The following is a 24,853-nucleotide window of genomic DNA, read 5'->3' on the forward strand; positions in this document are numbered from 1 at the left end:
CATGGACAGACAGACCTTGATGTTGTTCGCAGGTATCGGCGCGTTTCTGCTGCTGGCCTCGCTGATCGGTTTCGTACTCAAGCGACGCACCCGGGGCACTGCCAACCCGGTGATCGACAACCTCAACGCCCGCATCAACGCCTGGTGGGTGATGGTGTTGGTGATCGGGGTTGCCTTCTGGCTCGGCACCACCGCGGTGATCCTGCTGTTCTACATGGTGTCGTTCTACGCCCTGCGCGAATTCATGACCCTCACGCCGACCCGTGGCAGCGACTACCCGGCCCTGGTGGCGGCGTTCTACCTGGCGCTGCCATTGCAATACCTGTTGATTTACTACGATTGGTACGGGCTGTTTTCGATCTTCATCCCGGTCTACGTGTTTTTGCTGCTACCGATCCTCGCATCCCTGGGCGGCGACAGCACACACTTCCTCGAGCGCGCCTCGAAGGTCCAGTGGGGTCTGATGATCGCGGTGTTCTGCGTGTCCCACGTGCCCGCGCTGCTGACCCTGGACATCGCCGGCTATGAAGGTCGTAACCTGCTGTTGATCGCCTACCTGGTGATCGTGGTGCAGATGTCAGATGTGCTGCAATACGTGTGCGGCAAGCTGTTCGGCAAACGCAAGATCGCGCCAAAACTGTCGCCGTCGAAAACCGTGGAAGGCTTTGTCGGCGGCATTCTGCTGGCCTCGCTGATCGGCTGCGCCTTGTGGTGGATCACCCCCTTCACGGCCTGGCAGTCACTGTTCATCGCCCTGCTGATCAACTTGCTGGGGTTCGCCGGCGGCATCGTGATGTCGGCGATCAAACGCGACCGGGGCGTGAAGGATTGGGGGCACATGATCGAAGGCCACGGCGGCATGCTCGACCGGCTGGACTCGGTGTGTTTTGCCGCACCTATCTTCTTTCATCTGGTGCGCTACGGCTGGACTTGAACGCAAAAAGGGTTCTTCACGCAATCCAGGGAAACACCGATAACGCAACATCTGTAGGAGCCGGCTTGCCGGCGATGGATTCAAATGCGCCGCGTTTATCCAGGTCACACGCGTTAGTTAACGACCATCGCCACGATGCGGCGACCCGACAAGCTGGCTCCTACAGGAGACCGCGTGATCTCCAAGCCAGAGAACGTAAAAAAAAGACCCCGACAAGTCGGGGTCTTTTTTGTTTTAGCCGGCCGTTTGATCAATCTCAACACCCGGCATCAGGCTCGACTCAATGTTGCAGAGCCGGTTTCTGCGTCCCGTTGATCGGGATGCGCTTGGCTTTCGCCTCTTCCGGAATCACCCGCAGCAGGTCGATGCTCAACAGACCGTTGCTCAGGTCGGCAGCCTTGATCTCGATGTGGTCCGCCAGACGGAAGGACAGCTTGAACGCACGCTGGGCAATGCCCTGGTGCAGGAAGGTCACGCCCTCGTTAGCGTCACGCTTGCCACCACTGATGGTCAGCACACCCTTCTCGACTTGCAGTTCCAGGTCATCTTCCTGGAAACCGGCGGCGGCTACGACGATGCGGTATTGATCGTCACCGTGTTTTTCCACGTTGTAGGGTGGGTAGGTGCTGCCTGGCTCATTGCGCAGGGCGGTTTCGAACAGGTCGTTGAAACGGTCGAAACCTACCGAGGAACGGAACAGTGGGGCCAGGGAAAATGCAGTACTCATGGTTCAAATCTCCTGAAAACAATCAGCAAGTTTTTTTGTCTCCGCGACCCGAATTCGGCATCGCGTAACCCTTAGATAGGGACCGCTGATTGCATTTCAAGAGATTATTTTCTGTTTTTTTTAGAGAACTTCAGGCCGCTTCCGCCACCGGCAGCCCCAGCAAGCGCGAGACGTTATCTAGTTCGGTCTCACGCCGCAGGACGGTAAAGAGCTCCACCGCCTCGGGATAATTGCGGGTCAGCATCGCCAGCCATTGCTTCAGGCGACCCGGCGACTGGCGTGGCGTCATCTGCGCCTTGGCTTGCAGCCAGAAGTCCTGGATCAGCGGCAGCAGCTCGGCCCAGGTCATCTCGACCACTTCTTCACCGGCCCGAGCCGCGGCGATCTGCCGGGCGAGATCCGGACGCGAAACCAGGCCGCGACCGAGCATGATGTCTTCCACGCCGCTGATCTCGCGGCAACGCCGCCAGTCTTCGACGCTCCAGATGTCGCCATTGGCGAACACCGGCACCTTGACCACGTCCTGCACCCGCGGAATCCACTCCCAGTGCGCCGGCGGCTTGTAGCCGTCGACCTTGGTCCGCGCGTGCACCACGATATGCTCGGCGCCGCCTTCGGCCAGGGCCGTGGCACACACCAGCGAACCGTCCGGGCTGTCGAAACCCAGGCGCATCTTGGCGGTGACCGGAATGTGCGCGGGGACGGCACGACGGACAGTTTCGACAATCTGGTTGAGCAGCTCGGGTTCCTTGAGCAATACCGCGCCACCACGGGATTTGTTGACGGTCTTGGCCGGACAGCCGAAGTTCAGGTCGATCACTTCGGAACCCAGCTCGCAGGCCAGTGCGGCATTTTCCGCCAGGCACACAGGATCGGAACCGAGCAATTGCACACGCAGCGGCACACCGGAGGCTGTCCGGGCACCGTTGAGCAACTCCGGGCCGAACTTGTGGAAATAGGCAGGTGTGAGCAACTGGTCGTTTACCCGAATGAACTCGGTCACGCACCAGTCAATACCACCCACGCGGGTCAGCACATCGCGCAGGATGTCGTCGACCAACCCCTCCATGGGCGCCAAAGCAATTTGCATGAAAAACACACTCGAGGAAAAACGTGCGGCAGTTTACTGGATTATCGAGCGAAAGACTTGCGCATACCTTTGTGGCGAGGGAGCTTGCTCCCGCTGGAGCGCGAAGCGGTCCCCCTGCAAATGAAGAGTGCTGCGCACTCTAACGGGAGCAAGCTCCCTCGCCACAGGGCCGTGTCAGGCCGGGATTTGCAACGCCGGACCATAGCCCTCGATGAACTCCGTCGGCATGCGCTTGGGCTTGCCGGTAGACAGCTCGATGCAAACGAACGTGGTCTGCGCGCGCAATAGCGTGGTGTTGTCGCTGGGGCGGATCAACTGGAAGTGCCGGGTCATTTTCAGGCGCTGATCCCAATCGACGATCCAGGTCGCCAATTGCAACTCATCGTCCTCATAGGCTGCCGCCAGGTAATCGATCTCGTGACGCACCACCGCCATCGCCCGGTCCAGCCGCCGATATTCGACCAGGTCCAGGCCAAGGCGCTGGGAGTGGCGCCAGGCACAGCGTTCGAGCCAGGTCACGTAGACCGCGTTGTTCGCGTGCCCCAACCCGTCAATGTCCTCGGCGCTCACTTGCAGATCAATGATGAACGGCGTTTCCCGATCCCAGCCCATGCCCGACTCCCTGGTCAGATAATTTCGACCGGGGCAGTGTAACGGAAGCTCAGGCGGATTGGCGTGATTGCAGACTGCGCCCGGCCAGCAGTGATAACACGCCATCGATCACCCGCGGGTCGGCCAGCACTCGCTGATGACCTCCGTCCTTCAAACGCAACAAGCGGCTGTCGAACCAGGCTTCGTGAATCAGCTGGGATTCCTTCACCGAGACAAGGTTGTCGTCTTCGGCGTGGACAATCAGACCGGGCATGTCGAGCTGATAGTGTGCGACATCCAGCGTCGCGGCTCGCATGCCGACGTCTTGCTCGACCTGGCGAATGAACGCCGAGCGGGCCTTCGGTGGCAGCCCGACATAGCGGGCAAAACCACGCAACACGCCGAGAATTCGCGCCGGAGCGGCAATGGAGACCAGGGTTTCGGTGCGCAAGCCCAACTGGACCGCGAGCATCGCACTGGCGCCGCCCATGGAGTGACCGATGACCGCTTGCAGGGGTGGCAGTTCGGCGGCTGCTTCAAGCATGGCGCGGGCGAACAGCACCACATTCGCCTCACTGCCCGGTGAGCGACCGTGGGCCGGACCATCCAGGGCCACGACCGAGTAACCGGCATCGACCAGTGCGGTGATGAGGCTGGCAAACTGCGTCGGCCGTCCTTCCCAACCATGCATCAGCAATACTGCCGGGCCCTGGCCCCAGCGCAAGGCCGAGAGGCCGAATCGCAGGGTGATCCGCTCGGACTTCGCCAACAGCGGCAGCTCCCAGTCACGCAGCGGCAGATCCCGTGGCGTCATGAACGCCTGTCGCATTTTGCTTGCGACCAGTTTCGGGGCAAACCAGCCCAAGGTGCCATTAACGCCACGAACCCACTTTAACGCGCTCATCGCATTCTCCTCAGGCCGCAGCCTTCAGGTCAACGCACTGCCGATTTGGCGGCGCGCAGTAATCGATCGGACAACTCTCCCGGCCCCAGCGCCCGCGCCAGAGCCAGCCCACCCACCATCAAGGCCATGTCGGCCAGGGCTTTTTCGGTTTCCTCAGGGCTGGCCGCCAACTGCGCGACCATCAATTCCACATGCTCATTGAGCGCGACACGAAACGCTTCCGGCAGCCGCCCCAGTTCGCCGACCGATGCCGGGATCGGACAGGCTGATTCGGAGGAATCACGGTGCTTGCGCGACAGATAAAACGCTGCCACCAGCGCGCGGCGCTCTTCGCCGGTCAACTGCGCATCCATGTCGGCAATCAGGTCACGGCGGTGACCGAGCAATTGCCTGAACGCCTCGAGCATCATCGCGTCCTTGCTTTCGAAGTGGGCGTAGAAGCCGCCGACCGTCAGGCCCGCCGCGCCCATCACTTCGCCCACACTTGGCTCGGCCGGGCCGCGCTGAATCAGCGCTGCGCTGGCAGCCTTGAGGATGCGTTCGCGGGTTTGAGCTTTTTTATCGTTCATCGTTGCCTCCGAATATTACGATTGAAATATTATTCTCATAATAAATTTTAGCAAGTCATGGGGGTGACCGCTGGTCTGAAGAACAGTTTTTTTGGAAATGGGGGAATTTGGCCAAACGCCAGACAAACAAAAGGGCCATTCAATAATTGAATGACCCTTATAAAATCCCGCAGAGCGGGTAATCGTGGCGTCCCCTAGGGGACTCGAACCCCTGTTACCGCCGTGAAAGGGCGGTGTCCTAGGCCACTAGACGAAGGGGACACAAACCCTTCTATACAACTGATCAGTGCTGAGTGCTGATCGATTCAAGGCCGGTGTGGCCAGACCTTGAACTGTAAAATTGGTGGAGCTAAGCGGGATCGAACCGCTGACCTCCTGCATGCCATGCAGGCGCTCTCCCAGCTGAGCTATAGCCCCGGATTTTTCGCCTCGCGGCGGAGCGACATCTTGCAACATCGCTTCTGTAAAACTGGCGTCCCCTAGGGGACTCGAACCCCTGTTACCGCCGTGAAAGGGCGGTGTCCTAGGCCACTAGACGAAGGGGACGCAAACCCTTCTATACAACTGATCAACGCTGAGTGCTGATCGCTTCAAGACCGGTGTGGCCAAGCCTTGAAGTGTAAATTGGTGGAGCTAGACGGGATCGAACCGTCGACCTCTTGCATGCCATGCAAGCGCTCTCCCAGCTGAGCTATAGCCCCTCATCGTTGATGTCATCGCTGAGGACGGGGCGAATCTTAAGGGCGTATCGAAAGCCTGTCAAACTTATTTTTCAAAAAATTTAAAATTTTTTGCCGACATAACAACCACTTACCGCCCTCGCCCCATAAGTTCGGGGGAAAACGCCGGAGGACAGGAACAAAAGATCCCGGCCTCCGACGGCTACCGCAGAGTCAGGCGTGCTCAGGCGATAGCGCCCAACAGCTTTTCCCACTCCTTGTTTTCTTTCTTCGACACGCCGCCCAGCAGGTCAATGGCCTGGCGCAGACGGAAACGGGTCAGGTCCGGCCCGAGGATTTCCATCGCATCGAGCACCGACACCGAGCTGGCCTGGCCGGTGATCGCAGCGAACATCAGCGGCATGGCATCACGCAGCTTCAGCTCCAGGGATTCGACCACCGCCTGAATGGTCGCGGTGATGCTGTCCTTCTCCCACTGACGCAGGCTTTCGAGCTTCCACAGGATCAACTGCATCAACTGACGAACCTGATCGCCCGAGAGTTTCTTGGATTCGAACAGCTTGGCATCGGGGTTCACGCCACCGGCAAAGAAGAACCCGGCCAGGGGTGCCACCTGGCTGAAGGTTTCGACCCGGCCCTGCACGTGCGGCGCGATCTTCATCATGTATTCGGAATTGAACGCCCACTTCTGCACCCGCGTGGCGAACTCTTCCACCGGCAGGTCGCGCAGCCACTGGCCGTTGAGCCACGACAGCTTCTCGATGTCGAAGATCGGCCCGCCCAGGGACACGCGCTTGAGATCGAAGTTGTCGACCATTTCCTGCAGCGAGAACTTCTCGCGCTCGTCCGGCATCGACCAGCCCATGCGGCCCAGGTAGTTGAGCATCGCTTCGGGCATGAAGCCCATGCGCTCGTAGAAGGTCACCGAGGTCGGGTTCTTGCGCTTGGACAGCTTGCTCTTGTCCGGGTTACGCAGCAGCGGCATGTAGCACAGCTCCGGTTGTTCCCAGCCGAAGTATTCGTACAGCAGGATCAGCTTCGGTGCCGATGGCAGCCATTCTTCGCCACGCAATACGTGGGTGATGCCCATCAGGTGGTCGTCGACCACGTTGGCCAGGAAGTAGGTCGGCAGGCCGTCGGTCTTCATCAGGACTTGCATATCCATGCGGTCCCACGGGATTTCAACGTCGCCGCGCAGCATGTCCGGCACCACGCAGACGCCTTCGCTCGGTACTTTCATCCGGATGACATGGGGCTCACCAGCCGCCAGGCGACGGTCGACTTCTTCCTTGGACAGCAGCAGCGCACGGCCGTCGTAACGCGGGGTTTCACCGCGGGCCATCTGCTCGGCGCGCATCTGGTCCAGCTCTTCGGCGGTGCAGAAGCACGGGAAGGCATGGCCCATCTCGACCAGTTGCTGGCAATACTTCTGATAAATATCGCCGCGCTCGCTCTGACGGTAAGGACCGTGCGGGCCGCCGACATCCGGGCCTTCGCTCCAGTCGATCCCCAGCCAGCGCAAGGCGTCGAAAATCTGCTGTTCGGACTCGCGGGTCGAACGCAGTTGGTCGGTGTCTTCGATCCGCAGGATGAACTCACCGCCGTGCTGCTTGGCAAAGCAATAGTTGAACAAGGCGATGTAGGCGGTACCTACGTGGGGATCCCCGGTAGGCGATGGCGCGATGCGAGTGCGGACGGTGGTCATGGCATGTCTCGAAAAGAATAAAAGCGAAGTTCAAACAAGGCGCGAATGGTAACAGGCGACACCCGCCCGGCTCCAGCGAACAGGGCATTTAAGCCAAGGTTGCGTCTGTAACGCCCGTATCGGGAGGTGAAAGGCCAAATATCAGCCGACGGCATTTACCGCTTATCGGCTGTATGCCAGATTTGCCTGCTGATAACTTCCCTTACAATTTCTCGACTACAGTTTGCCCATGCCTGCCCAACTCAAGCGTCGCCTCTTCTCGTTCCTGCTGATTGTCCTGTTGATTGCCGGGGGCCTGTTTGCCCATTGGCTGTTCAAAGGGCGCTTTTATGAAAGCACCGACAATGCTTATGTCCAGGGCGAGATCACCCGCGTGTCGAGCCAATTGGGCGCGCGCATCGACCAGGTGCTAGTGCAGGACAACCAGCATGTCGAGAAAGGCCAGTTGCTGGTCAAACTCGAAGGCGACGACTTCCGCCTCGCTGTCGACCGCGCCAATGCCGCCCTGGCCACTCGCGAGGCCGAGCGCCTGCAAGCCCAGAGCAAACTGACCCAGCAGGCCAGCCTGATTGCCGCCAGCGAAGCGCAAGTCGCGTCCAGCCAGGCCAGCCTGGGTCGCTCGCAGATCGACCTGACCCGCGCCGAAACCTTGCGCAAACCAGGCTTTATTTCGGAAGAACGGGTGACCTCGCTCTCCGCCGACAACCACATCGCCCGCTCGCAAGTGGCCAAGGCCCAGGCCGACGCGCAAGGTCAGCGCCAGCAGGTCAATGCGCTGACTGCGGAGATCAAACGCCTCGACGCGCAGATCGCCAACGCAAAAACCGACCTGGCCCAGGCCGAACTGAACCTGACCCGCAGCGAAATCCACGCGCCCATCAGCGGCCTGATCGGCCAGCGTGCAGCCCGCGAAGGCCAATACGTGCAGGCCGGCGCCTACCTGTTGTCGATCGTGCCGGACGAAGACATCTGGATTCAGGCCAACTTCAAGGAAACCCAGATTGGCCACATGCAGCCCGGCCAGGAAGCCGAGCTGACCTTCGACGCCTACAGCGACACGCCGATCAAGGCCCGGGTCGACAGCCTGTTCGCCGCCTCGGGGGCGCAGTTCAGCCTGTTGCCGCCGGACAATGCCACGGGCAACTTCACCAAAGTCGTCCAACGGATTCCGGTCAAACTGACCTTCGCCGCGGACAATCCGCTACGCGGCAAGATCCGCCCGGGCATGTCGGTCACCGCCAAGGTGAACATCAAGGACGCCCCTGAAGATGTCATCCCCAAAGTGAGCCACAAAGACGCCCCTGACGATGGCCGGTGATCAACTGATCCGCCCGGTCGGCGAACCGACCCGGCGGGACTGGATTGCGGTGATGAGCGTGATGCTCGGTGCGTTCATGGCGGTGCTGGACATCCAGATCACCAACTCCTCGCTCAAGGATATCCAGGGCGCGCTATCTGCAACGCTGGAAGAAGGCTCGTGGATTTCCACCTCATACCTGGTGGCGGAAATCATCATGATCCCCCTCACCGCCTGGCTCGTGCAGTTGCTGTCGGCCCGGCGCCTGGCGGTTTGGGTGTCACTCGGGTTCCTGGCCGCGTCCCTGCTCTGCTCCATGGCGTGGAGCCTGGAAAGCATGATCGTATTCCGCGCCCTGCAAGGCTTTACCGGTGGCGCGCTGATTCCGCTGGCGTTCACCCTGACCTTGATCAAGCTCCCGGAACACCACCGCGCCAAAGGCATGGCCATGTTCGCCATGACCGCCACCTTCGCCCCGTCCATCGGCCCTACCCTCGGCGGCTGGCTGACGGAGAACTGGGGCTGGGAATACATTTTCTACATCAACATCCCGCCCGGCCTGATCATGATCGCCGGCCTGATGTACGGCCTGGAGAAAAAAGAAGCCCACTGGGAATTGCTGAAAAGCACCGACTACGCCGGCATTCTCACCCTCGGCGTCGGGCTCGGTTGCTTGCAGGTGTTTCTGGAGGAAGGCCATCGCAAGGACTGGCTGGAGTCGAACCTGATCGTGACACTGGGCAGCATCGCGCTGGTCAGCCTGATCACCTTTGTGATCGTGCAGTTTTCCAAACCCAATCCGCTGATCAATCTCGGCATCCTCGGCAACCGCAACTTCGGGTTATCCAGTATTTCCAGCGTCGGGATGGGGGTCGGGCTGTACGGTTCGATCTACCTGTTGCCGCTGTACCTGGCGCAGATCCAGAACTACAACGCCCTGCAGATCGGTGAAGTGATCATGTGGATGGGCGTGCCACAGCTGTTCCTGATTCCGTTGGTGCCGAAGCTGATGAAGTTCATCTCGCCGAAATGGCTGTGCACCTTGGGCTTCGGGCTGTTCGGGTTGGCGAGTTTCTCTTCGGGCGTGCTGAACCCGGACTTTGCCGGGCCGCAGTTCAATCAGATCCAGATCATCCGCGCCCTGGGGCAGCCGCTGATCATGGTCACCATCTCGCTGATCGCCACCGCCTACATCCTGCCCCAGGATGCGGGATCGGCCTCGAGCCTGTTCAACATCCTGCGCAACCTCGGCGGCGCCATCGGCATCGCCCTGCTCGCCACGCTGCTGGATGCGCGGACCAAGGTTTACTTTGACTACCTGCGTGAATCCATCGTGCCGAGCAATCCGCAGGTGGCTGAACGGATCGCCTCGCTGGCCGACCGGCTGGGCAATGAAACGGCAGCACTGGGCAAACTCAGCGAGATCGCCCACCAACAGGCGTCGATCATGGCCTATAACGATGCGTTTCACTTTGTCGGGATTGCGCTGGGGATCAGCATGGTGGCGGTGTTGCTGACCAAGAAATTGCCGCAGGGGTTGAAGGCGGGTGAGGCGCACTAGTCAAGTATTGTGGTGCCAAGACTGGCCCCTTCGCGAGCAGGATCGCTCCCACATTGGACCGCGCCGGTCATGACAACTCGATCAACTGTAGGAGCGAGCCTGCTCGCGATGAGGCCGCTCCAGTCACCGCAAATCAAACAGTGATCAACCGCTCGCGCAACTTGGTAATCTCGTCGCGCATCTGCGCCGCCGCTTCGAACTCAAGATCCCGAGCAAGCTGATACATCTTCTCTTCCAGGGCTTTGATACGCTTGGCGATCTCGCCCGGTGAGCGCAGTTCGGCTTCGTACCGGGCGTTTTCCTCGGCAGCCTTGGCCATGCCCTTGCGCTTCTTGCTGCGCGAACCGGGCACAGTGGCGCCTTCCATGATGTCGGCAACGTCCTTGAACACGCCTTTGGGGGTGATGCCATTGGCCAGGTTGAAGGCGATCTGCTTGTCGCGACGGCGCTCGGTTTCACCAATGGCCCGCTCCATGGAACCGGTAATCCGGTCGGCGTAGAGAATCGCCCGACCATTGAGGTTACGCGCCGCCCGGCCGATGGTCTGGATCAGCGAGCGCTCGGAACGCAGGAAGCCTTCCTTGTCGGCATCGAGGATCGCCACCAGCGAGACTTCCGGCATGTCCAGGCCTTCACGCAACAGGTTGATGCCCACCAGCACATCGAAGGTGCCGAGGCGCAGGTCGCGGATGATCTCGACCCGCTCCACGGTGTCGATGTCCGAGTGCAGGTAACGCACGCGCACGCCGTGGTCGGCCAGGTAATCGGTCAAATCCTCGGCCATGCGCTTGGTCAGCGTGGTGACGAGTACCCGCTCTTCCAGAGCGACGCGCTTGCTGATTTCCGACAGCAAGTCGTCGACCTGGGTCAGTGCCGGGCGGATCTCGATTTGTGGGTCCACCAGCCCGGTCGGGCGCACCACCATGTCAATGACGCGCCCGGCGTGCTCGGCTTCATAGTTGCCCGGGGTCGCCGAGACGAAAATCGTCTGCGGGCTGATGCTTTCCCACTCATCGAAACGCATCGGCCGGTTGTCCAGGGCCGAAGGCAGGCGGAAACCGTATTCGACCAGGGTTTCCTTGCGCGAGCGGTCGCCCTTGTACATGGCGCCAACCTGCGGAACGCTGACGTGGGACTCGTCGATCACCAGCAAGGCATCGGCCGGCAGGTAGTCGTAAAGGGTTGGTGGCGCCGCGCCGGCTTCGCGGCCGGACAGATAGCGCGAGTAGTTTTCGATGCCGTTGCAGTAACCCAGCTCGAGGATCATCTCCAGGTCGAAACGGGTGCGCTGCTCCAGGCGCTGGGCTTCCACCAGTTTGTTGTTGGAGCGCAGGTATTCCAGGCGCTCCTGCAACTCGACCTTGATGCCTTCGACCGCGCCCATCAGGGTTTCCCGTGGCGTCACGTAGTGGCTCTTCGGGTAGAAAGTGAAGCGCGGCAGCTTGCGAATGACTTCGCCGGTCAGCGGATCGAACGCCGACAGGCTTTCCACTTCATCGTCGAACAGTTCGATGCGGATCGCCTCGAAATCGGATTCCGCCGGGTGGATATCGATCACGTCGCCACGCACGCGGAAGGTCGCACGGGCAAAATCCATGTCGTTGCGGGTGTATTGCAGGTCGGCCAGGCGTCGCAGCAATTCGCGCTGATCGAGCCGGTCGCCGCGATCTACGTGCAACACCATCTTCAAATAGGTTTCCGGGCTGCCCAGACCGTAGATGCAGGACACTGTGGTGACGATGATCGCGTCCTTGCGCTCAAGCAATGCCTTGGTCGCCGACAGACGCATCTGCTCGATGTGGTCGTTGATCGACGCATCCTTCTCGATGAAGGTGTCCGAGGACGGCACGTAGGCTTCCGGCTGGTAGTAGTCGTAGTAGGAAACGAAATATTCCACGGCGTTGTTCGGGAAGAACGCCTTGAACTCACCGTACAACTGCGCCGCCAGCGTCTTGTTCGGCGCCAGCACCAGGGTCGGGCGCTGTACCTGGGCGATCACGTTGGCGATGCTGAAGGTCTTGCCCGAGCCGGTCACACCGAGCAGCGTCTGGTGCGCCAGCCCGGCTTCGATGCCCTCGACCATCAGGCGGATGGCTTCCGGCTGATCGCCGGCGGGCTCGAAACGGGTGACTAGCTGGAATTCAGACATGAAATACCTCTGGTTCACTCTTGCCGGTATAAACGGCACGAACGAGAAAGACCGCAAACGACCGATGTCGCCCGAAGAAAAAACTGGATTGTGCTCAATGTGGAGCCGATTGCCAGCGCTTTCAAGGCAAACGTCCTACATCGCGCAAAACCTTTGCCGACGCCAATCGACTACCGGTCGAGAAATAATCGGAAAAACTTACCCGAAATGCTGATTCGCCTGTCGCCAGCCATCGCCGATGGCCTCTATACTAGCTCCCCGTTTGTGCACCGCTCTAGTGCATTCGGCTGGAGCGCGACACGTCCCTCCACACTCCATTCAGAGCCGCCGCAATAATGAGCCTGTTCTCCGCTGTCGAAATGGCACCACGCGATCCAATCCTGGGCCTCAACGAAGCATTCAACGCCGATACCCGGACCAACAAAGTCAACCTGGGAGTCGGTGTTTACTGCAACGAGGAGGGGCGAATTCCACTCCTGCGCGCCGTTGTCGAAGCCGAAACCATTCGCGCCGCTCAACACGTTTCCCGTGGCTACCTGCCAATCGACGGCATCGCCGCCTACGACCAGGCTGTGCAGAAATTGCTGTTCGGCAATGATTCGCCGCTGATCGCCGCTGGCCGCGTCATCACCACCCAGGCCGTTGGCGGTACTGGCGCACTGAAGATCGGTGCCGACTTCCTCAAGCAACTGCTGCCGAACGCCGTCGTGGCGATCAGCGACCCAAGCTGGGAAAACCACCGCGCGCTGTTCGAAACCGCCGGTTTCCCTGTACAGAACTACCGTTACTACGACGCCGCGACCCACGACGTGAACCGTACCGGCATGCTGGAAGACCTGAACGCGCTGCCAAACGGCTCGATCATTGTGCTGCACGCCTGCTGCCACAACCCGACCGGCGTGGACCTGAGCCCGGCGGACTGGAAAAACGTCCTGGAAGTCGTCAAAGCCAAAGGCCACGTGCCATTCCTCGACATGGCCTACCAGGGCTTTGGCGATGGCATCGACGAAGACGCCGCCGCCGTACGCCTGTTTGCTGAGTCGGGCCTGACTTTCTTCGCCTCCAGCTCGTTCTCCAAGTCGTTCTCGCTGTACGGCGAGCGCGTTGGGGCCCTGTCGATCGTCAGCGAATCGAAAGAAGAAAGCGCGCGTGTGTTGTCGCAAGTCAAACGCGTGATCCGCACCAACTACTCCAACCCGCCGACCCACGGTGCCAGCGTTGTCGCTGCGGTGCTGAACAGCCCGGAACTGCGCGCCCAGTGGGAAGCCGAACTGGCCGAAATGCGCCTGCGCATTCGCGGCATGCGTACCCAGATGGTCGACCTGTTGGCACAAAAAGCGCCTCAGCGCGATTTCAGCTTCGTCGGTCGTCAGTGCGGCATGTTCTCGTACTCCGGTCTGACGGTTGAGCAAGTTCACCGTCTGCGCAACGAGTTCGGCATCTACGCGCTGGACACCGGCCGCATCTGCGTGGCCGCACTGAACCAGAGCAACATCAAGGTTGTGACGGACGCTATCGTCCAGGTCATCTGATTACGCCTTGAAATGAAAAACGGGAAGCCATATGGCTTCCCGTTTTTTATTTGTTGCAGATTAATCTCAAAGCAGTGGCTCTGCCCTCTAAACTCCACAGACTTGTATACACCCTGGAATTCCTGCGAGAACCCACATGAAAAACGATGACCTGCGCGCCGACCGCGATGACCTGGATGATCTGGATCATTTCATCCCCCGCGCCCCGACAAAACGTGGCAACAACCTGGTAATGCAAGTCGCTGCTGGTGTATTCCTCGGCGGCCTGGCCCTGTGGCTGGTGCAATTGGGGGCCACGGCGCTCTACGCCAAACTGATGCTTGGCACGATTACCTTCGGCGGTTAAGCCAGTTCGGTCGCACGCTGGCTGGCAGCGTCGTCGTAGGCGACATACAGCGATTCCGCGACCTGGCTCTTGATCGCTTTAGTGCTTTCCAGGCCCAGGACAAAACCTTCGGCCTTACCGCCCGCGCGGTTTAATTCGTCAGCCGTACTGGCCTGAGTAATGGCGTCGAACAGTTTTTCGGCGTGCGGGCCGACACCTTTGGGCAGGCTGATCTGGGCGATGCTCATGCACGCACCCCATGGTTTTGATGGGTGATGGCTGGATGATTCATGACGCGTACCTTTTTGGCGAATGGACGGTAGCGCGTGTAACCACTTCCGGGCGGCCATGGTAGACCTCTGGGGTGATTCTGGTAACCGCCAATCGCCGCTAAACCACCGCCCGTCCCGATGACTCGCTCAAATTGTTATTCGATGCTTGACTTCTCTTTTTGAATCAGTAAGATACGCGCCATTCCGCGATAGCTCAGTTGGTAGAGCAAGTGACTGTTAATCACTGGGTCCCTGGTTCGAGTCCAGGTCGTGGAGCCAGACAAGGTTCCAGAGAAGGCTTTCAAAATCTCTGACCCCCCCGAAAAACCCGCCTTCTGGCGGGTTTTTTCGTTTTGGCGTTCTGTCGGATTCTCGTGAATCCTGGTGGATACCAACCGTTTTAAGGATAGAGTTTGGGGTAGAAGGTCAGCTCGATAAAAGGGAGTACCCTTATGTCGCGCACTACTGCTCCACTCTCCGACTCCACTTGCCGTTCGGCCAAGCCCACAGACCGCGCCTACAAGCTTTTCGACGGCGACGGCCTTTACCTTCTAGTCCAACCCAATGGCCGGGAAGGACTGACCTCATTCGGCAACTACCCCATCGCTGGCCTCGCGGCTGCGCGCCGCAAGCGCTTGGAGTCCAAGCGAATGCTGGCGGATGGCATTGACCCTATAGGAGCCAAGAACCAAGCCAAGACGGACGCTCTGATCAAAGGCCGCACCTTTGAAAGCGTTGCCCTCGGCTGGCACACGGAAATGTCAGCCAAGTGGGCACCGGACTATTCCAAGACAGTGATGAGTCGCCTCAAAACTCACCTCTTCCCGCTGATCGGCGCCCGCGCCATTGTCGACCTCGACACCCACGACCTTATGCGACCCCTGGAAGTGATCAAGAGGCGCGGAACGATAGACGTTGCTTTAAGGGTACAAAACTACCTGCAGAGCATCATGCGCGAAGCAAAGCGCCTCCGGCTCATCACCGTAAACCCTGCTTACGACCTCGAAGGCTCGATCAAAGCCTCGCGGGTCGTCCACCGCCCCGCTTTATCCTTATCGCGCCTGCCTGAATTGCAGGAACGGATCGACACCTATAAAGGCCGGGCACTTACCCGGCTGACGGTCTTGCTGTCGCTGCACGTGTTTGTACGCTCCAGCGAGCTGCGCTTCGCCCGCTGGAGCGAGTTCGACCTCAAACGTGGCGCCTGGGAAATACCCGACACGCGACCAGCGTTGGAAGGCGTACCCTTTTCCACAAGGGGTACGAAGATGGCAGGCGATATCCATCTTGTACCCTTATCGCCGCAAGCGATCGCCCTGCTCGAGCAGATCCACGCAATCACAGGCAAATTTGACTTGGTGTTCGCAGGCGATACCAAGTCTTGGAAACCAATGTCCGAAAACACGGTGAACAGCGCGCCTCGGAAGATGGGGTACGACACCAAATCCGAGATCTGTGGCCATGGGTTTCGTTCGATGGCCTGCAGCGCACTGATCGAGTCAGGTTTGTGGACGGACTCAGCCATCGAGCGGCAGATGAGCCACAAGGAACGCAACAACGTCCGCGCCGCTTACATCCACAAGGCAGAGTTCATCGAGGAGCGCAGGCTGATCATGAACTGGTGGAGTCGCTACCTTGAGGCTAATCAGCAGAAGCATGTCAGCCCACGCGAATTCGCCAATCAGACGGGTGCGAACGTCACTCGCCTAAAAGCAAAACGTGGCGCAACTGAGTAAGCGCTCGGTCTTCATATCTCAGTGATCCGCTTGTCCACGCGGATCCATCCAAGTGGGGCTGCAAAGCCGCCCTGTTTGGATGGACCTCACTTAAAAAATCTAAAGCCCACACAATTGTCTGCGGAAAACCACTGATTTCCATCGGTGGATAATTTCATCCGCAGCCGCAGAACTCCCAACAATTCGAGCCTTGACCCGAATTCTCCACAGGCGTAGAAAAGGTCGGGCAAAGCGCTGTCGTTGACAGCAACCCAGGTAGCCAGAACCTTTAAGGCTACGCCACACCGTGGTGGTTCTCCCAAAGTGCGATTAGCGTCCGGCGGCTCGCACGGTCACAGCGATGTGATGGATGCCTACTTTTACCAGTGTGCCCACTGCGGCAACTCATCCCCTTTCATAGCTGCTCTGCAGCAACCTATTCGCTTGGCCATTTCACTGCGCCAACCTGCGCCCGTCTCTTTCTCCCGGAAAGAGACGGGCGCTCCTACCGCTGCTGCAGCCCACCTAGTACAAGGCTTTGCGGCATTCCCCCTCGTGACAATCGGCGTGACAAATACCGAAGTCACCAGCAACAGCGATGCAGATGATGGTGCCGCAGCCCAGGGAATGGACTGCACCTGACTGACAGTCAGGCGCGCCCTGGTCATCGTCTCACTGCCTTCACCCGACTCAGGATCTCGCGGCGCCGGTCTCGTCAGCCAGCGCAGCCTCCACCCGCCCACGTCTTCGGAAGTGTTCAGGAGGCCAGATCATGAGATGCCCATGCTCCCGGTCGTAAAGAGCCGCCAGTCCCGCGTTAGCGGACAACCCTCACAGGTCGCAGGGGCCTTGATCCCTGATAACACTCAACATTCTTGGCGGGATGACGTGAGGGAAAGTTTCAACGGTTTGGCTTCGAGAGTAATTTGATCATGGCATTGGTCGGTAGAAGGAATGGGCGGAATTTTGGCTACGGCCGGCAATTGAGCTATGCCGGGCCATAGGCGTTGAAAGACCGGTTTGGCGGCTGGCATTACGGCACGGTCAAAGCGCACAGTGATCGGTGGTAAGCGGTAATCTCTGAAGGTGGGATAGCAGAAACAACTATTGCGCAGAGTTCACTGCACGCTAGGTAAAAATCGCTACGGTCTGGCGTGCCCACAATCCGGCCATGCCTCAAACAACACCGCCTGCAATGACAGGGCTGCAGATAGCCCGTCAAACACAGTTCTTCCCTGGAGCCAGTTGGCCGGAGCCACGAAGGGCGCAGCGGGATCAAACTGTTGAGTAAACTGGGCCAACGAGCTCATATCGATTTTCCTTTTTGAGACGATCCAGGCACGCAGGTATCAAGCAACATGAGTGTTCGCTGCAAGCTCATGCGCGGGCTCAGGCTTGATCTTGAACCAGAGGGCGTACATCGCTGGCAGGAACACCAAGGTCAGCACTGTGCCGGCAAACGTACCGCCAATCAGGGTGTACGCCAGCGTTCCCCAGAACACCGAATGGGTCAGCGGAATGAACGCCAGCATCGCCGCCAACGCCGTGAGAATCACTGGCCGTGCACGCTGCACAGTGGCTTCGACCACTGCGTCATAAGGCGACAGACCGGCTTGCTTATTAGAGTGAATCTGGCCAATGAGGATCAGCGTGTTGCGCATCAGAATCCCTGACAAGGCAATCAATCCCACCAAGGCGTTGATCCCGAACGGCTGCTGGAACAGCAGCAGAATTGGCACCACACCAATCAGGCCCAAAGGCGCGGTGGCGAACACCATCATCATTGCCGACATCGAGCGCACCTGAATGACGATGGTCAGCAACATCAGCGCGATCATGATCGGGAACAACGGCAGCAATGCCTTGTTTGCTTTACCCGACTCCTCGATCGCGCCGGCAAACTCAATGCGGTAGCCCGCCGGCAGCTTTTCGATGATGGGTTGCAACTGCGTTATCAAGGCGTTGGAGACATCGGGAGGCTGAAGACCTTCAGCCACGTCACCGCGCACGGTTATTGTCGGCGTACGATCACGACGTCGCAGGATGGGCTCTTCCATGCGCACATCCACCGCCCCTACCTGGGACAGCGAAACGCGCTGGCCTTGGACGCCGGTCAGCGTGAAGGCGGCAATTTTCGATGGATCCAGACGCGTCTCACCAGCGGAGCGAGCGACCACCTGAACCGAACGAATGTCCTCACGCACCTCGGTGACAGGCACCCCCGTGAGCAGAAATTGCAGCTGTTGCGCGACATCGGTCGAGGTCAAGCCGAATGCTTGCAGGCGATCCTGATCCAGCGTGAGATGAAGTGCCGGCACGCGCTCGCCCAAGTCGGTGTTGACGGTCCTCATCATGGGGCTGGCGGTCATGACCGCACGCACCTGTGCGGCGATATCCCGCAACACTGCGGGGTTGGCGCCCATCACCCGAAAGGCCACCGGATACGGTGAGTAAGGACCAAATACCAACTGCGTCACCCGCACGCGGGCTTCAGGCGCCAAGCCATCGGCCGCCGCTTGTCTGAGGCGGAGCTTGAGCGCCTCACGCTCTTGCTGATTCGCGGTCAGGACGACGATTTTTGCGAAGGATGGATCGGGTAGTTCAGGGGCCATCGCCAAGTAGAACCGCGGCGCGCCCTGGCCAATGTAAGCAGTGACGATCTTGGCCTCCGGCTGCTGAGCCAACCACGCCTCGACCTTGGCCGCCGCCACATCAGTCTGTTCGATAGAGGTGCCGTAAGGCATCTGCACCTCAACCAGCACCTCAGGTCGGTCGGACGTGGGGAAGAACTGCTTGTTGACCACGCCCATGCCCAGAATCGCAACAACAAACAAGCCCACGACGGATGTCGCCACCAGGCCTTTGCGGCGGATCACACTGCCCAGCAGGCGCCTGAAACGCTGGTAGTTCGGTGTACCGTAAATCGCCGTATGCCCGCCTTCAGGCACCTTGATCTGCGGCAGCAGTTTGACGCCCAGGTAAGGGGTAAACACCACAGCCACCACCCAGGAAGTGATCAGCGCAATGCCAACGATCCAGAACATGTTCGCGGTGTACTCACCAGCGGTCGACTTGGCAAAACCGTTGGGCATAAAGCCGATCGCCGTCACCAACGTCCCCGACAACATCGGCGCGGCCGTGTGGCTCCAGGCATAAGCGGAGGCCTTGATTCGGTCGTAGCCCTCCTCCATCTTCACCACCATCATTTCAATGGCAATGATTGCATCGTCCACCAGCAGCCCCAGCGCCAGAATCAACGAGCCCAGGGTAATTCGATCGAAGTCTTTGCCCGTGGCCGCCATGACAATGAACACGGCCGCCAGAGTCAGCGGCACCGCTGCGGCAACCACAACGCCGACACGCCAGCCCATGCTGAGAAAACACACCAGCAGCACCACGCCCAAGGCAGCAAAAAACTTCACCATGAACTCGTTGACGGATGCGCCAATATTCACCGCCTGATCCGTGACCTTGGTCAGGCTCATGCCCAAAGGCATCTGCTCATTGATCGCTGTGGCCTCAGCGTCCAGCGACTTCCCCAAATCCAGGCCGTTCCAGCCATCGCGCATGACCACGCCGAGCAACAGTGCCGGCTCGCCGTTGTTGCGTACCAGGAATGTCGCGGGGTCCTCATAACCGCGCTTGACCTCAGCCACATCGGACAACTTGAGGGTTCTGCCCTGCACTGTCAGCGGGGTATTGCGAATCTTCTGCAGGTCATCAAACGCGCCATCCAGGCGGATGAAAACCTGGGGCCCCTTCGCTTCTACCGAACCGGCCGGCGTTATCATGTTTTGCGTGTTCAACGCACTGAAGATGTCTCGTGCAGAAATGCCCAGTGTCGCCAGACGCTCGTAGGACAGCTCGACAAAAACGCGCTCGGCCTGTTCACCGATGATGTTGACCTTCTTCACACCCGCCACATGCAGCAGACGCTGGCGCAAGCTCTCGGCTTCGCGCACCAACAGACGTTGGGGCTCGCCCTTGGCCTTGAGCGCATAGAGCGCGAAGGTGACATCGGAATACTCATCATTGACCATCGGGCCGATCACCCCAGACGGCAACCCCTTCTGCTCATCCAGGATTTTCTTGCGCGCCTGGTAAAACTCCTCCTGGACGGCTGAGGGGGGCGTGCTGTCGAGCAGGTACACCGTAGTGAATGCCAAGCCGGGCCGGGTAAAGGTCTCGGTCCGATCGTACCAACGCAGTTCCTGCATGCGTTTTTCCAGCTTTTCTACCACCTGGTCTTGCATCTCCTGGGCCGTCGCCCCAGGCCAGGCGGTGACCACCGTCATTTGTTTAATGGTGAATGCGGGATCTTCCGCACGCCCCAGTTTGAAGAAGGCGTACAACCCACCCACAGAAATCAGCAGGATCAAAAACAGGGTGATTGAGCGCTCGCGTACGGCCAGCGCCGAAAGATTGAAGCCGCTCATCGACTTACCTCAACCACTGAATTTTGCGGAGCATCGGCGAGTTCAGTCCTGACCTTCTCTCCCCCGCTCAGCAAGTGAGCACCCAATGCGACAACACGATCACCCACCTGCAGATCCCCCGTCACGCGCACGCTGGCCTCATTATTCAGGCCGCGAACCTTGATCGGGCGCCATGCCACCTGCTCAGGTTCCCCGCCCACCACCCAGACCCCCGGGCCTTTACCGGCGTCGTAGAGGGCCCCCATGGGCACCTGTAATTCCTTGGCATCAGCAACATCCGTGTCAGCGATAACCACTGAGATTGTCGAACCCAGGGTGGCGTTGGAGAGTGCCCCCTCCAGCACATAACGCGCTTCAAACGTTCGGGTCTGTCGGTCGGCAGAGTCGGACAACTGGCGTAAACGCGCTTTACCTGCAGTCTGGTGCTGGCCGTATAGCTCAACCGTCGCCGCCGAGTCCAGCGCAGGACGTAGCGTCTCGGGTAACTGGATCACGGCCTCGCGCTGCCCTGAATGGGCAACGCGTACCACCACCTGCCCTGCGCCAACTACCTGCCCCGGCTCCGCCAAGGTATCCACTACCACCCCGTCAGCATCCGCCAGCAACGTCGAATAACCGGTCGCGTTTTTCGCCACATCAGCCTGGGCCTGGGCAGCGTTGAGTTGGGCTTTCGCCGAGTCGGCAGCTGCTTTGAACCCTGCGTAAGCTGAAGCAGATACCGCTCCGACGGACACCAGATCACGGTAGCGAAACTCGTCATCGGAGGCCTGCCGAGCTCGGGCCATGGCGGCCAGTACCGCTTCCTGCTGTGCCCGCGCGGTCAGCGTCAGGTCGTTGGCATCGATTCGCATAAGTGGCTGCCCGCGCTTGACACTCTGTCCAGCATCCACCAAACGCTCCAAGACCTTCCCAGGTACCCGAAAACCGAGATCGCTCTGAACTCGGGCCGCGACGATACCGGTGAATACCCGTGCCGCAGGCGCGGAGGGTTGAACCACGCCGATGCGCACCAAGGGCACTTGAAGGCGAGGATCGGCAGGCGTGGCCTCGTTGCAGGCCGCTAGGGCAAACGGCAACAAGACAATGAAAATGGCTGACATGCGGTGGCGCTGGATCATAAAGACCTCTCGGTAGCGGATGCACCATGCTTATTCAAGTGACCATTTATGTCAATAGTCACTACCGAGACGAATGAACATCGCCCACTTGATCAGAGCAAAGCAAAGAGGCTCGATATCTAGTTTTTTCAGGCGCACACGCTGATACGGATGCGCAGCGCATCCGTCAGCAGAGGTTTAAGGCATCAGGCTGCGCAGAACAAGATTGGAGATGAGAGAAGGGGCTTCTTCAACAAAATCGAGGTTGTACTGCAATAGCAGAGGATTGATGAAGGGCCGCAGAGCGAGATGAATCGCCTCTACCGTCTCGTCCAGCGGAGTCTTGCGTTCAAACTCACCGAGCTCTCGCCCCTCACGCACGATTTGCAACACGAAGCTCTTGATCTGAGCGTCATAGACTTGTGAGCTGGGCCATCGCTCCGACGCGGCGAACGCTGCGATGTCGTAGAGTTTACGGTCGTTAAAGAACAGGCTCACACCTGTAGCGATTAAGGTTTTGACCAGGCGCCGAAAACGTTCAGTCGGCGAGATGCCGTCTACATTGATGGCTTGCTCCACTGCCGCAACGATTTCAGTCAGGCAATTGGTACAGATAGCGTTACCAATCGCCTGCTTGGATTCAAAGAATTTGTAGATGTAAGCCTTGGAAAAGCCGATGGCCTTGGCTAGGTCAGAAACCGTTGTTTTGCCATAACCGTATTGACTGAAATGTTCGTTGGCCGCCGCGACAATCTGGTCTCGAATGTCGTGATCGGCTGGGCCACGGGCGCTGGGCGAAGAAACTGATGGCTGATTCATGCGAGCAGCTTACTCATCCCAAAGGTGGTTGACAACTTGTGACCAAATTGTAATATCGTCACAAACCGACCCTTTCGCAGGTATCGCATGTACCCTCCTCCTCGTTTCGCCGTCTTACTGTGTTTGGGTATGGTTGCAGGTTGCGCAGTGGGCCCCGACTACTCAAAACCCCGTGTGGAATTGCCCGAGCATTTCTCGGCGCAAACGTCCAAGGCACGACAAGTGGCCGCCGCAAATGCCGATCTCGCCGCTTGGTGGAACGCATTTAATGACCCGATACTCAGTCAGCTGATAAATCGAGCACTTGAACAGAACCTCGATTTAGCCCAGGCAAGCGCAAGGATCGATCAGGCTCGCGCCGGTTTGGGGGCCGCTAACGCAGCACTCCTGCCGTCGGCCACCGTCAACGGTCAAGCGGCCCGAGCCCGACAGTCATTGGAGACTCCGTTAGGCCAAGTGCTGAATTCAGACCCTTCCTATAATCGCTACGGCAGTGCCTATGAGGCGAATTTGAATGCCAGTTGGGAGCTGGATGTGTTTGGCGGGCTGCGCCGAGGTAAAGAAGCGGCCTTCGCCGATTATCAGGCCTCGCAAGCCGGAGCGATTGCCACACGCCTGGCAGTGGTCGCGCAAACAGCCGACCTTTACATCAGCATCCGTGGCCTGCAAGCACGTCTGGAAATCGCCCGGCAGCAAGTAGACACACGACAACAACTGCTCACCACCATCGAACATCTCTACGCAAAAGGCCTGGCGGCTGAACTGCAGTTGAACCAGACCCAAGGCGCGCTGAACCAAGCGCAGGCCACCGTGCCGGTACTGCAAGCAGGCATTGACACGGCAATGAATGCGCTGGATGTCATGTTGGGCAAGGCGCCCGGCACTTACAGCGCGCAGTTGACTAAGCTGGCGCCCATCCCTGAGGTGCCAGGCCTCTCGGACATGGGCGCTCCAGCCGACCTGCTGCGTCGGCGTCCAGACTTGATCGTCGCGGAGCGCCGTCTTGCGGCATCCAGCGCGCGCATCGGCGAAGCCATGTCCGAGTACTACCCCAAACTGTCTGTGGCTGCGCTGCTCGGCAGTGCTACATCGGTATCCAGCGCAAACCTGTTCAGCAACGGCGCCAGTCAGGCTTCGGCGGCACTGGGATTACGCTGGCGGCTGTTCGATTTTGGCCGCATCAACGCCCAGATTGATTTGGCAAAGGGCCAGGAAGCCGAAGCCTTGGCCGCTTACCGCCAGTCCGTTCTGCGGGCCTGCGAAGATGTGGAAAGCGCTGTTTCGGCACGGATCAACCGCGAGCAACAATCGACCCAGCTCGCCCAGGGCGAGTCGGCGTATGCGAAAGCCAGAGCGACATCGTTTGCCGCCTATGAAAAAGGCGCGGTCAGCTTGATCGAAGTGCTGGATGCCGATGAACATCTCCTAGCGGCATCTGATGGCAGAGCCCAGGCACAAACTGAATCGGCTCGCGCTGCAGTGGCCACGTTCAAAGCATTGGGCGGCGGTTGGCAGCGAGATGACTCAGATGCTCGCGTTGTCTCAAAAAGAGCGGAAACTCGAATGGTTTTTCCTGATCCAGGGATATCGAAAGAACTCCAATAAAATACGGGCTGGATTAGGATAATCGTAGGGATATATATACTAAAAAACAGAGTAATTTCATTGTAGAACAAATGCTTATTTTTCTGTTCGAGTCCAGGTCGTGCCAGATTATGTTCAGAGAAGGTTTTCAAAATCTCTGACCACCAGAAACCCGCCTTCCGGCGGGTTTTTTCGTTTGTGCGCCAGGCATGGCGCGTTGCGCGTAAGCGCAACCAGCTTGGCTGTGGTGGCCTCGCTGGTGACTTGGAGGTGAAAGTCCTCTACACACCCGGCAAGGGGAAGTGTTAGCCAGAGGCAAGGGTGTCGCGGGTGACTGCGAATCTGAAGGAAGCCCGAGGCAAACTGCTGGCCTGACGAACAGGAAGCGGATAGAGGCGGCGCAGCGGGGTAAGAAGGCAAGCATCTTCAAAGCCCGATACTTGCACAGAACGCTGTGACGTAGATCCGACAGGCATAAGCAGGAAGGTCACGCGAATTACCCTGGGAGATCTGCACGTTTGCCAGTGTGCTACCGAGCGTCGAGAGGCGACGGGATGAGCGTGCAGAAGTCAGCCGAGGCCGTAGTAAGTGGCGAATAACCCCGCCACCAAGGGCCGAACAGGTTATGCCGCCAGTAGGCGCCAGAGTCTCGACGAATGCTGAAACGCAGAATATTCTCCAAGAGAAGACTGTCTCCCCAAGTCCCGGACGGTATCCGAGGATGACGGCTGACAGGGCGCAAGCATCGACGGCGTCTGTGGCGTGGACGAACGCGGAGCCGGACACGCTGATGGAGCGGGTGCTTGCACCGGCTAACCTCAAGCGTGCGTATCAACGCGTAGTCAGCAACAAGGGCGCACCGGGTG

18 protein-coding genes, 5 tRNA genes and 2 pseudogenes are annotated in these 24,853 nt (G+C 59.2%); 10 read left to right on the forward strand and 15 right to left on the reverse strand.

Annotated elements, in window-relative coordinates; genetic code table 11:
* Position 1 precedes the first annotated feature (1 nt).
* Complete coding sequence (locus KGA96_RS15835) at positions 2 to 934, forward strand: phosphatidate cytidylyltransferase (RefSeq protein ID WP_223513552.1); 933 nt, start codon at positions 2 to 4, stop codon at positions 932 to 934.
* Positions 935 to 1,214: 280 nt separating this feature from the next.
* On the opposite strand, the gene KGA96_RS15840 is transcribed toward KGA96_RS15835, so the two are convergent.
* The 10 genes from KGA96_RS15840 to gltX all read right to left on the reverse strand — a co-directional run bounded on the left by KGA96_RS15840 (position 1,215) and on the right by gltX (position 7,200).
* Positions 1,215 to 1,661: an Hsp20 family protein gene (locus KGA96_RS15840; RefSeq protein ID WP_090454216.1), complete on the reverse strand. Its 447-nt coding sequence runs from the start codon at positions 1,659 to 1,661 to the stop codon at positions 1,215 to 1,217.
* A gap of 130 nt (positions 1,662 to 1,791) precedes the next feature.
* Positions 1,792 to 2,751 (reverse strand): tRNA dihydrouridine synthase, encoded by a 960-nt coding sequence (locus KGA96_RS15845; protein WP_223513554.1) that lies wholly within the window; start codon positions 2,749 to 2,751, stop codon positions 1,792 to 1,794.
* Positions 2,752 to 2,925: 174 nt separating this feature from the next.
* On the reverse strand, positions 2,926 to 3,363 hold the full coding sequence (locus KGA96_RS15850) for an acyl-CoA thioesterase (RefSeq protein WP_046038171.1): 438 nt from the start codon (positions 3,361 to 3,363) through the stop codon (positions 2,926 to 2,928).
* 49 nt (positions 3,364 to 3,412) lie between these two features.
* A complete protein-coding gene (locus KGA96_RS15855) occupies positions 3,413 to 4,246 on the reverse strand; it encodes an alpha/beta fold hydrolase (RefSeq protein WP_046038170.1) in 834 nt (277 codons plus the stop codon).
* A gap of 29 nt (positions 4,247 to 4,275) precedes the next feature.
* A complete protein-coding gene (locus KGA96_RS15860) occupies positions 4,276 to 4,815 on the reverse strand; it encodes a TetR/AcrR family transcriptional regulator (RefSeq protein WP_008050839.1) in 540 nt (179 codons plus the stop codon).
* Between the two features lie 185 nt (positions 4,816 to 5,000).
* A tRNA-Glu gene (locus KGA96_RS15865) sits at positions 5,001 to 5,076 on the reverse strand.
* Between the two features lie 80 nt (positions 5,077 to 5,156).
* A tRNA-Ala gene (locus tag KGA96_RS15870) sits at positions 5,157 to 5,232 on the reverse strand.
* Between the two features lie 53 nt (positions 5,233 to 5,285).
* Positions 5,286 to 5,361 (reverse strand) — tRNA-Glu (locus tag KGA96_RS15875).
* 79 nt (positions 5,362 to 5,440) lie between these two features.
* Positions 5,441 to 5,516: transfer RNA gene (locus tag KGA96_RS15880), tRNA-Ala, on the reverse strand.
* Between the two features lie 202 nt (positions 5,517 to 5,718).
* Positions 5,719 to 7,200: a glutamate--tRNA ligase gene (gene gltX / locus KGA96_RS15885; protein WP_046038169.1), complete on the reverse strand. Its 1,482-nt coding sequence runs from the start codon at positions 7,198 to 7,200 to the stop codon at positions 5,719 to 5,721.
* Between the two features lie 229 nt (positions 7,201 to 7,429).
* On the opposite strand from gltX, the gene KGA96_RS15890 reads away from it, so the two are divergent.
* The gene (locus KGA96_RS15890) at positions 7,430 to 8,518 is read left to right on the forward strand and encodes an HlyD family secretion protein (protein ID WP_046038168.1); all 1,089 of its coding nucleotides are present in this window, start codon (positions 7,430 to 7,432) and stop codon (positions 8,516 to 8,518) included.
* 49 nt (positions 8,519 to 8,567) lie between these two features.
* Positions 8,568 to 10,058 carry an MDR family MFS transporter gene (locus KGA96_RS15895; RefSeq protein ID WP_185754739.1) on the forward strand — a complete coding sequence of 497 codons (1,491 nt, stop codon included), beginning with the start codon at positions 8,568 to 8,570 and terminating at the stop codon, positions 10,056 to 10,058.
* A 133-nt stretch (positions 10,059 to 10,191) separates the two neighbouring features.
* Here KGA96_RS15895 and uvrB read toward each other — a convergent pair whose 3' ends face one another.
* Positions 10,192 to 12,207, reverse strand: coding sequence for an excinuclease ABC subunit UvrB (gene uvrB, locus KGA96_RS15900; RefSeq protein ID WP_046038166.1), 2,016 nt, complete (start codon positions 12,205 to 12,207; stop codon positions 10,192 to 10,194).
* A 335-nt stretch (positions 12,208 to 12,542) separates the two neighbouring features.
* Between uvrB and KGA96_RS15905 the strand changes: the two genes are divergently transcribed.
* Both KGA96_RS15905 and KGA96_RS15910 read left to right on the forward strand, forming a co-directional pair.
* Positions 12,543 to 13,739 carry an amino acid aminotransferase gene (locus tag KGA96_RS15905; RefSeq protein ID WP_008050829.1) on the forward strand — a complete coding sequence of 399 codons (1,197 nt, stop codon included), beginning with the start codon at positions 12,543 to 12,545 and terminating at the stop codon, positions 13,737 to 13,739.
* A 136-nt stretch (positions 13,740 to 13,875) separates the two neighbouring features.
* Positions 13,876 to 14,085, forward strand: a complete 210-nt coding sequence (locus KGA96_RS15910) for a hypothetical protein (protein ID WP_046038165.1) — start codon at positions 13,876 to 13,878, stop codon at positions 14,083 to 14,085.
* On the opposite strand, the gene KGA96_RS15915 is transcribed toward KGA96_RS15910, so the two are convergent.
* Positions 14,082 to 14,312 (reverse strand): hypothetical protein, encoded by a 231-nt coding sequence (locus KGA96_RS15915; RefSeq protein ID WP_008007186.1) that lies wholly within the window; start codon positions 14,310 to 14,312, stop codon positions 14,082 to 14,084. The two genes, KGA96_RS15910 and KGA96_RS15915, sit on opposite strands and share 4 nt — an antisense overlap.
* A 227-nt stretch (positions 14,313 to 14,539) precedes the next feature.
* Here KGA96_RS15915 and KGA96_RS15920 point away from each other — a divergent pair.
* From KGA96_RS15920 to KGA96_RS15930, 3 genes and pseudogenes are all read left to right on the forward strand, one after another.
* A tRNA-Asn gene (locus KGA96_RS15920) sits at positions 14,540 to 14,615 on the forward strand.
* Positions 14,616 to 14,788: 173 nt separating this feature from the next.
* Positions 14,789 to 16,072, forward strand: a complete 1,284-nt coding sequence (locus KGA96_RS15925) for a tyrosine-type recombinase/integrase (protein ID WP_223513556.1) — start codon at positions 14,789 to 14,791, stop codon at positions 16,070 to 16,072.
* 911 nt (positions 16,073 to 16,983) lie between these two features.
* Positions 16,984 to 17,118: pseudogene (locus tag KGA96_RS15930) on the forward strand (integrase); the annotation flags it as partial.
* A 282-nt stretch (positions 17,119 to 17,400) separates the two neighbouring features.
* Here the strand turns inward: KGA96_RS15930 and KGA96_RS15935 are convergent.
* The 3 genes from KGA96_RS15935 to KGA96_RS15945 all read right to left on the reverse strand — a co-directional run bounded on the left by KGA96_RS15935 (position 17,401) and on the right by KGA96_RS15945 (position 22,403).
* A complete protein-coding gene (locus KGA96_RS15935) occupies positions 17,401 to 20,487 on the reverse strand; it encodes an efflux RND transporter permease subunit (protein WP_223513558.1) in 3,087 nt (1,028 codons plus the stop codon).
* On the reverse strand, positions 20,484 to 21,605 hold the full coding sequence (locus KGA96_RS15940) for an efflux RND transporter periplasmic adaptor subunit (protein WP_223513560.1): 1,122 nt from the start codon (positions 21,603 to 21,605) through the stop codon (positions 20,484 to 20,486). The genes KGA96_RS15935 and KGA96_RS15940 overlap by 4 nt, the downstream gene beginning before the upstream one ends.
* Positions 21,606 to 21,782: 177 nt before the next feature.
* Positions 21,783 to 22,403 carry a TetR/AcrR family transcriptional regulator gene (locus KGA96_RS15945; RefSeq protein ID WP_223464720.1) on the reverse strand — a complete coding sequence of 207 codons (621 nt, stop codon included), beginning with the start codon at positions 22,401 to 22,403 and terminating at the stop codon, positions 21,783 to 21,785.
* An 87-nt stretch (positions 22,404 to 22,490) separates the two neighbouring features.
* Between KGA96_RS15945 and KGA96_RS15950 the strand changes: the two genes are divergently transcribed.
* A complete protein-coding gene (locus KGA96_RS15950; RefSeq protein ID WP_080925259.1) occupies positions 22,491 to 24,008 on the forward strand; it encodes an efflux transporter outer membrane subunit in 1,518 nt (505 codons plus the stop codon).
* 604 nt (positions 24,009 to 24,612) lie between these two features.
* Positions 24,613 to 24,853 (forward strand): annotated as a pseudogene (locus KGA96_RS15955) (group II intron reverse transcriptase/maturase); the annotation flags it as partial.

Source organism: Pseudomonas sp. GL-R-26 (genome assembly GCF_019947365.1).
In the GTDB taxonomy this organism is placed as follows: Bacteria; Pseudomonadota; Gammaproteobacteria; order Pseudomonadales; family Pseudomonadaceae; genus Aquipseudomonas.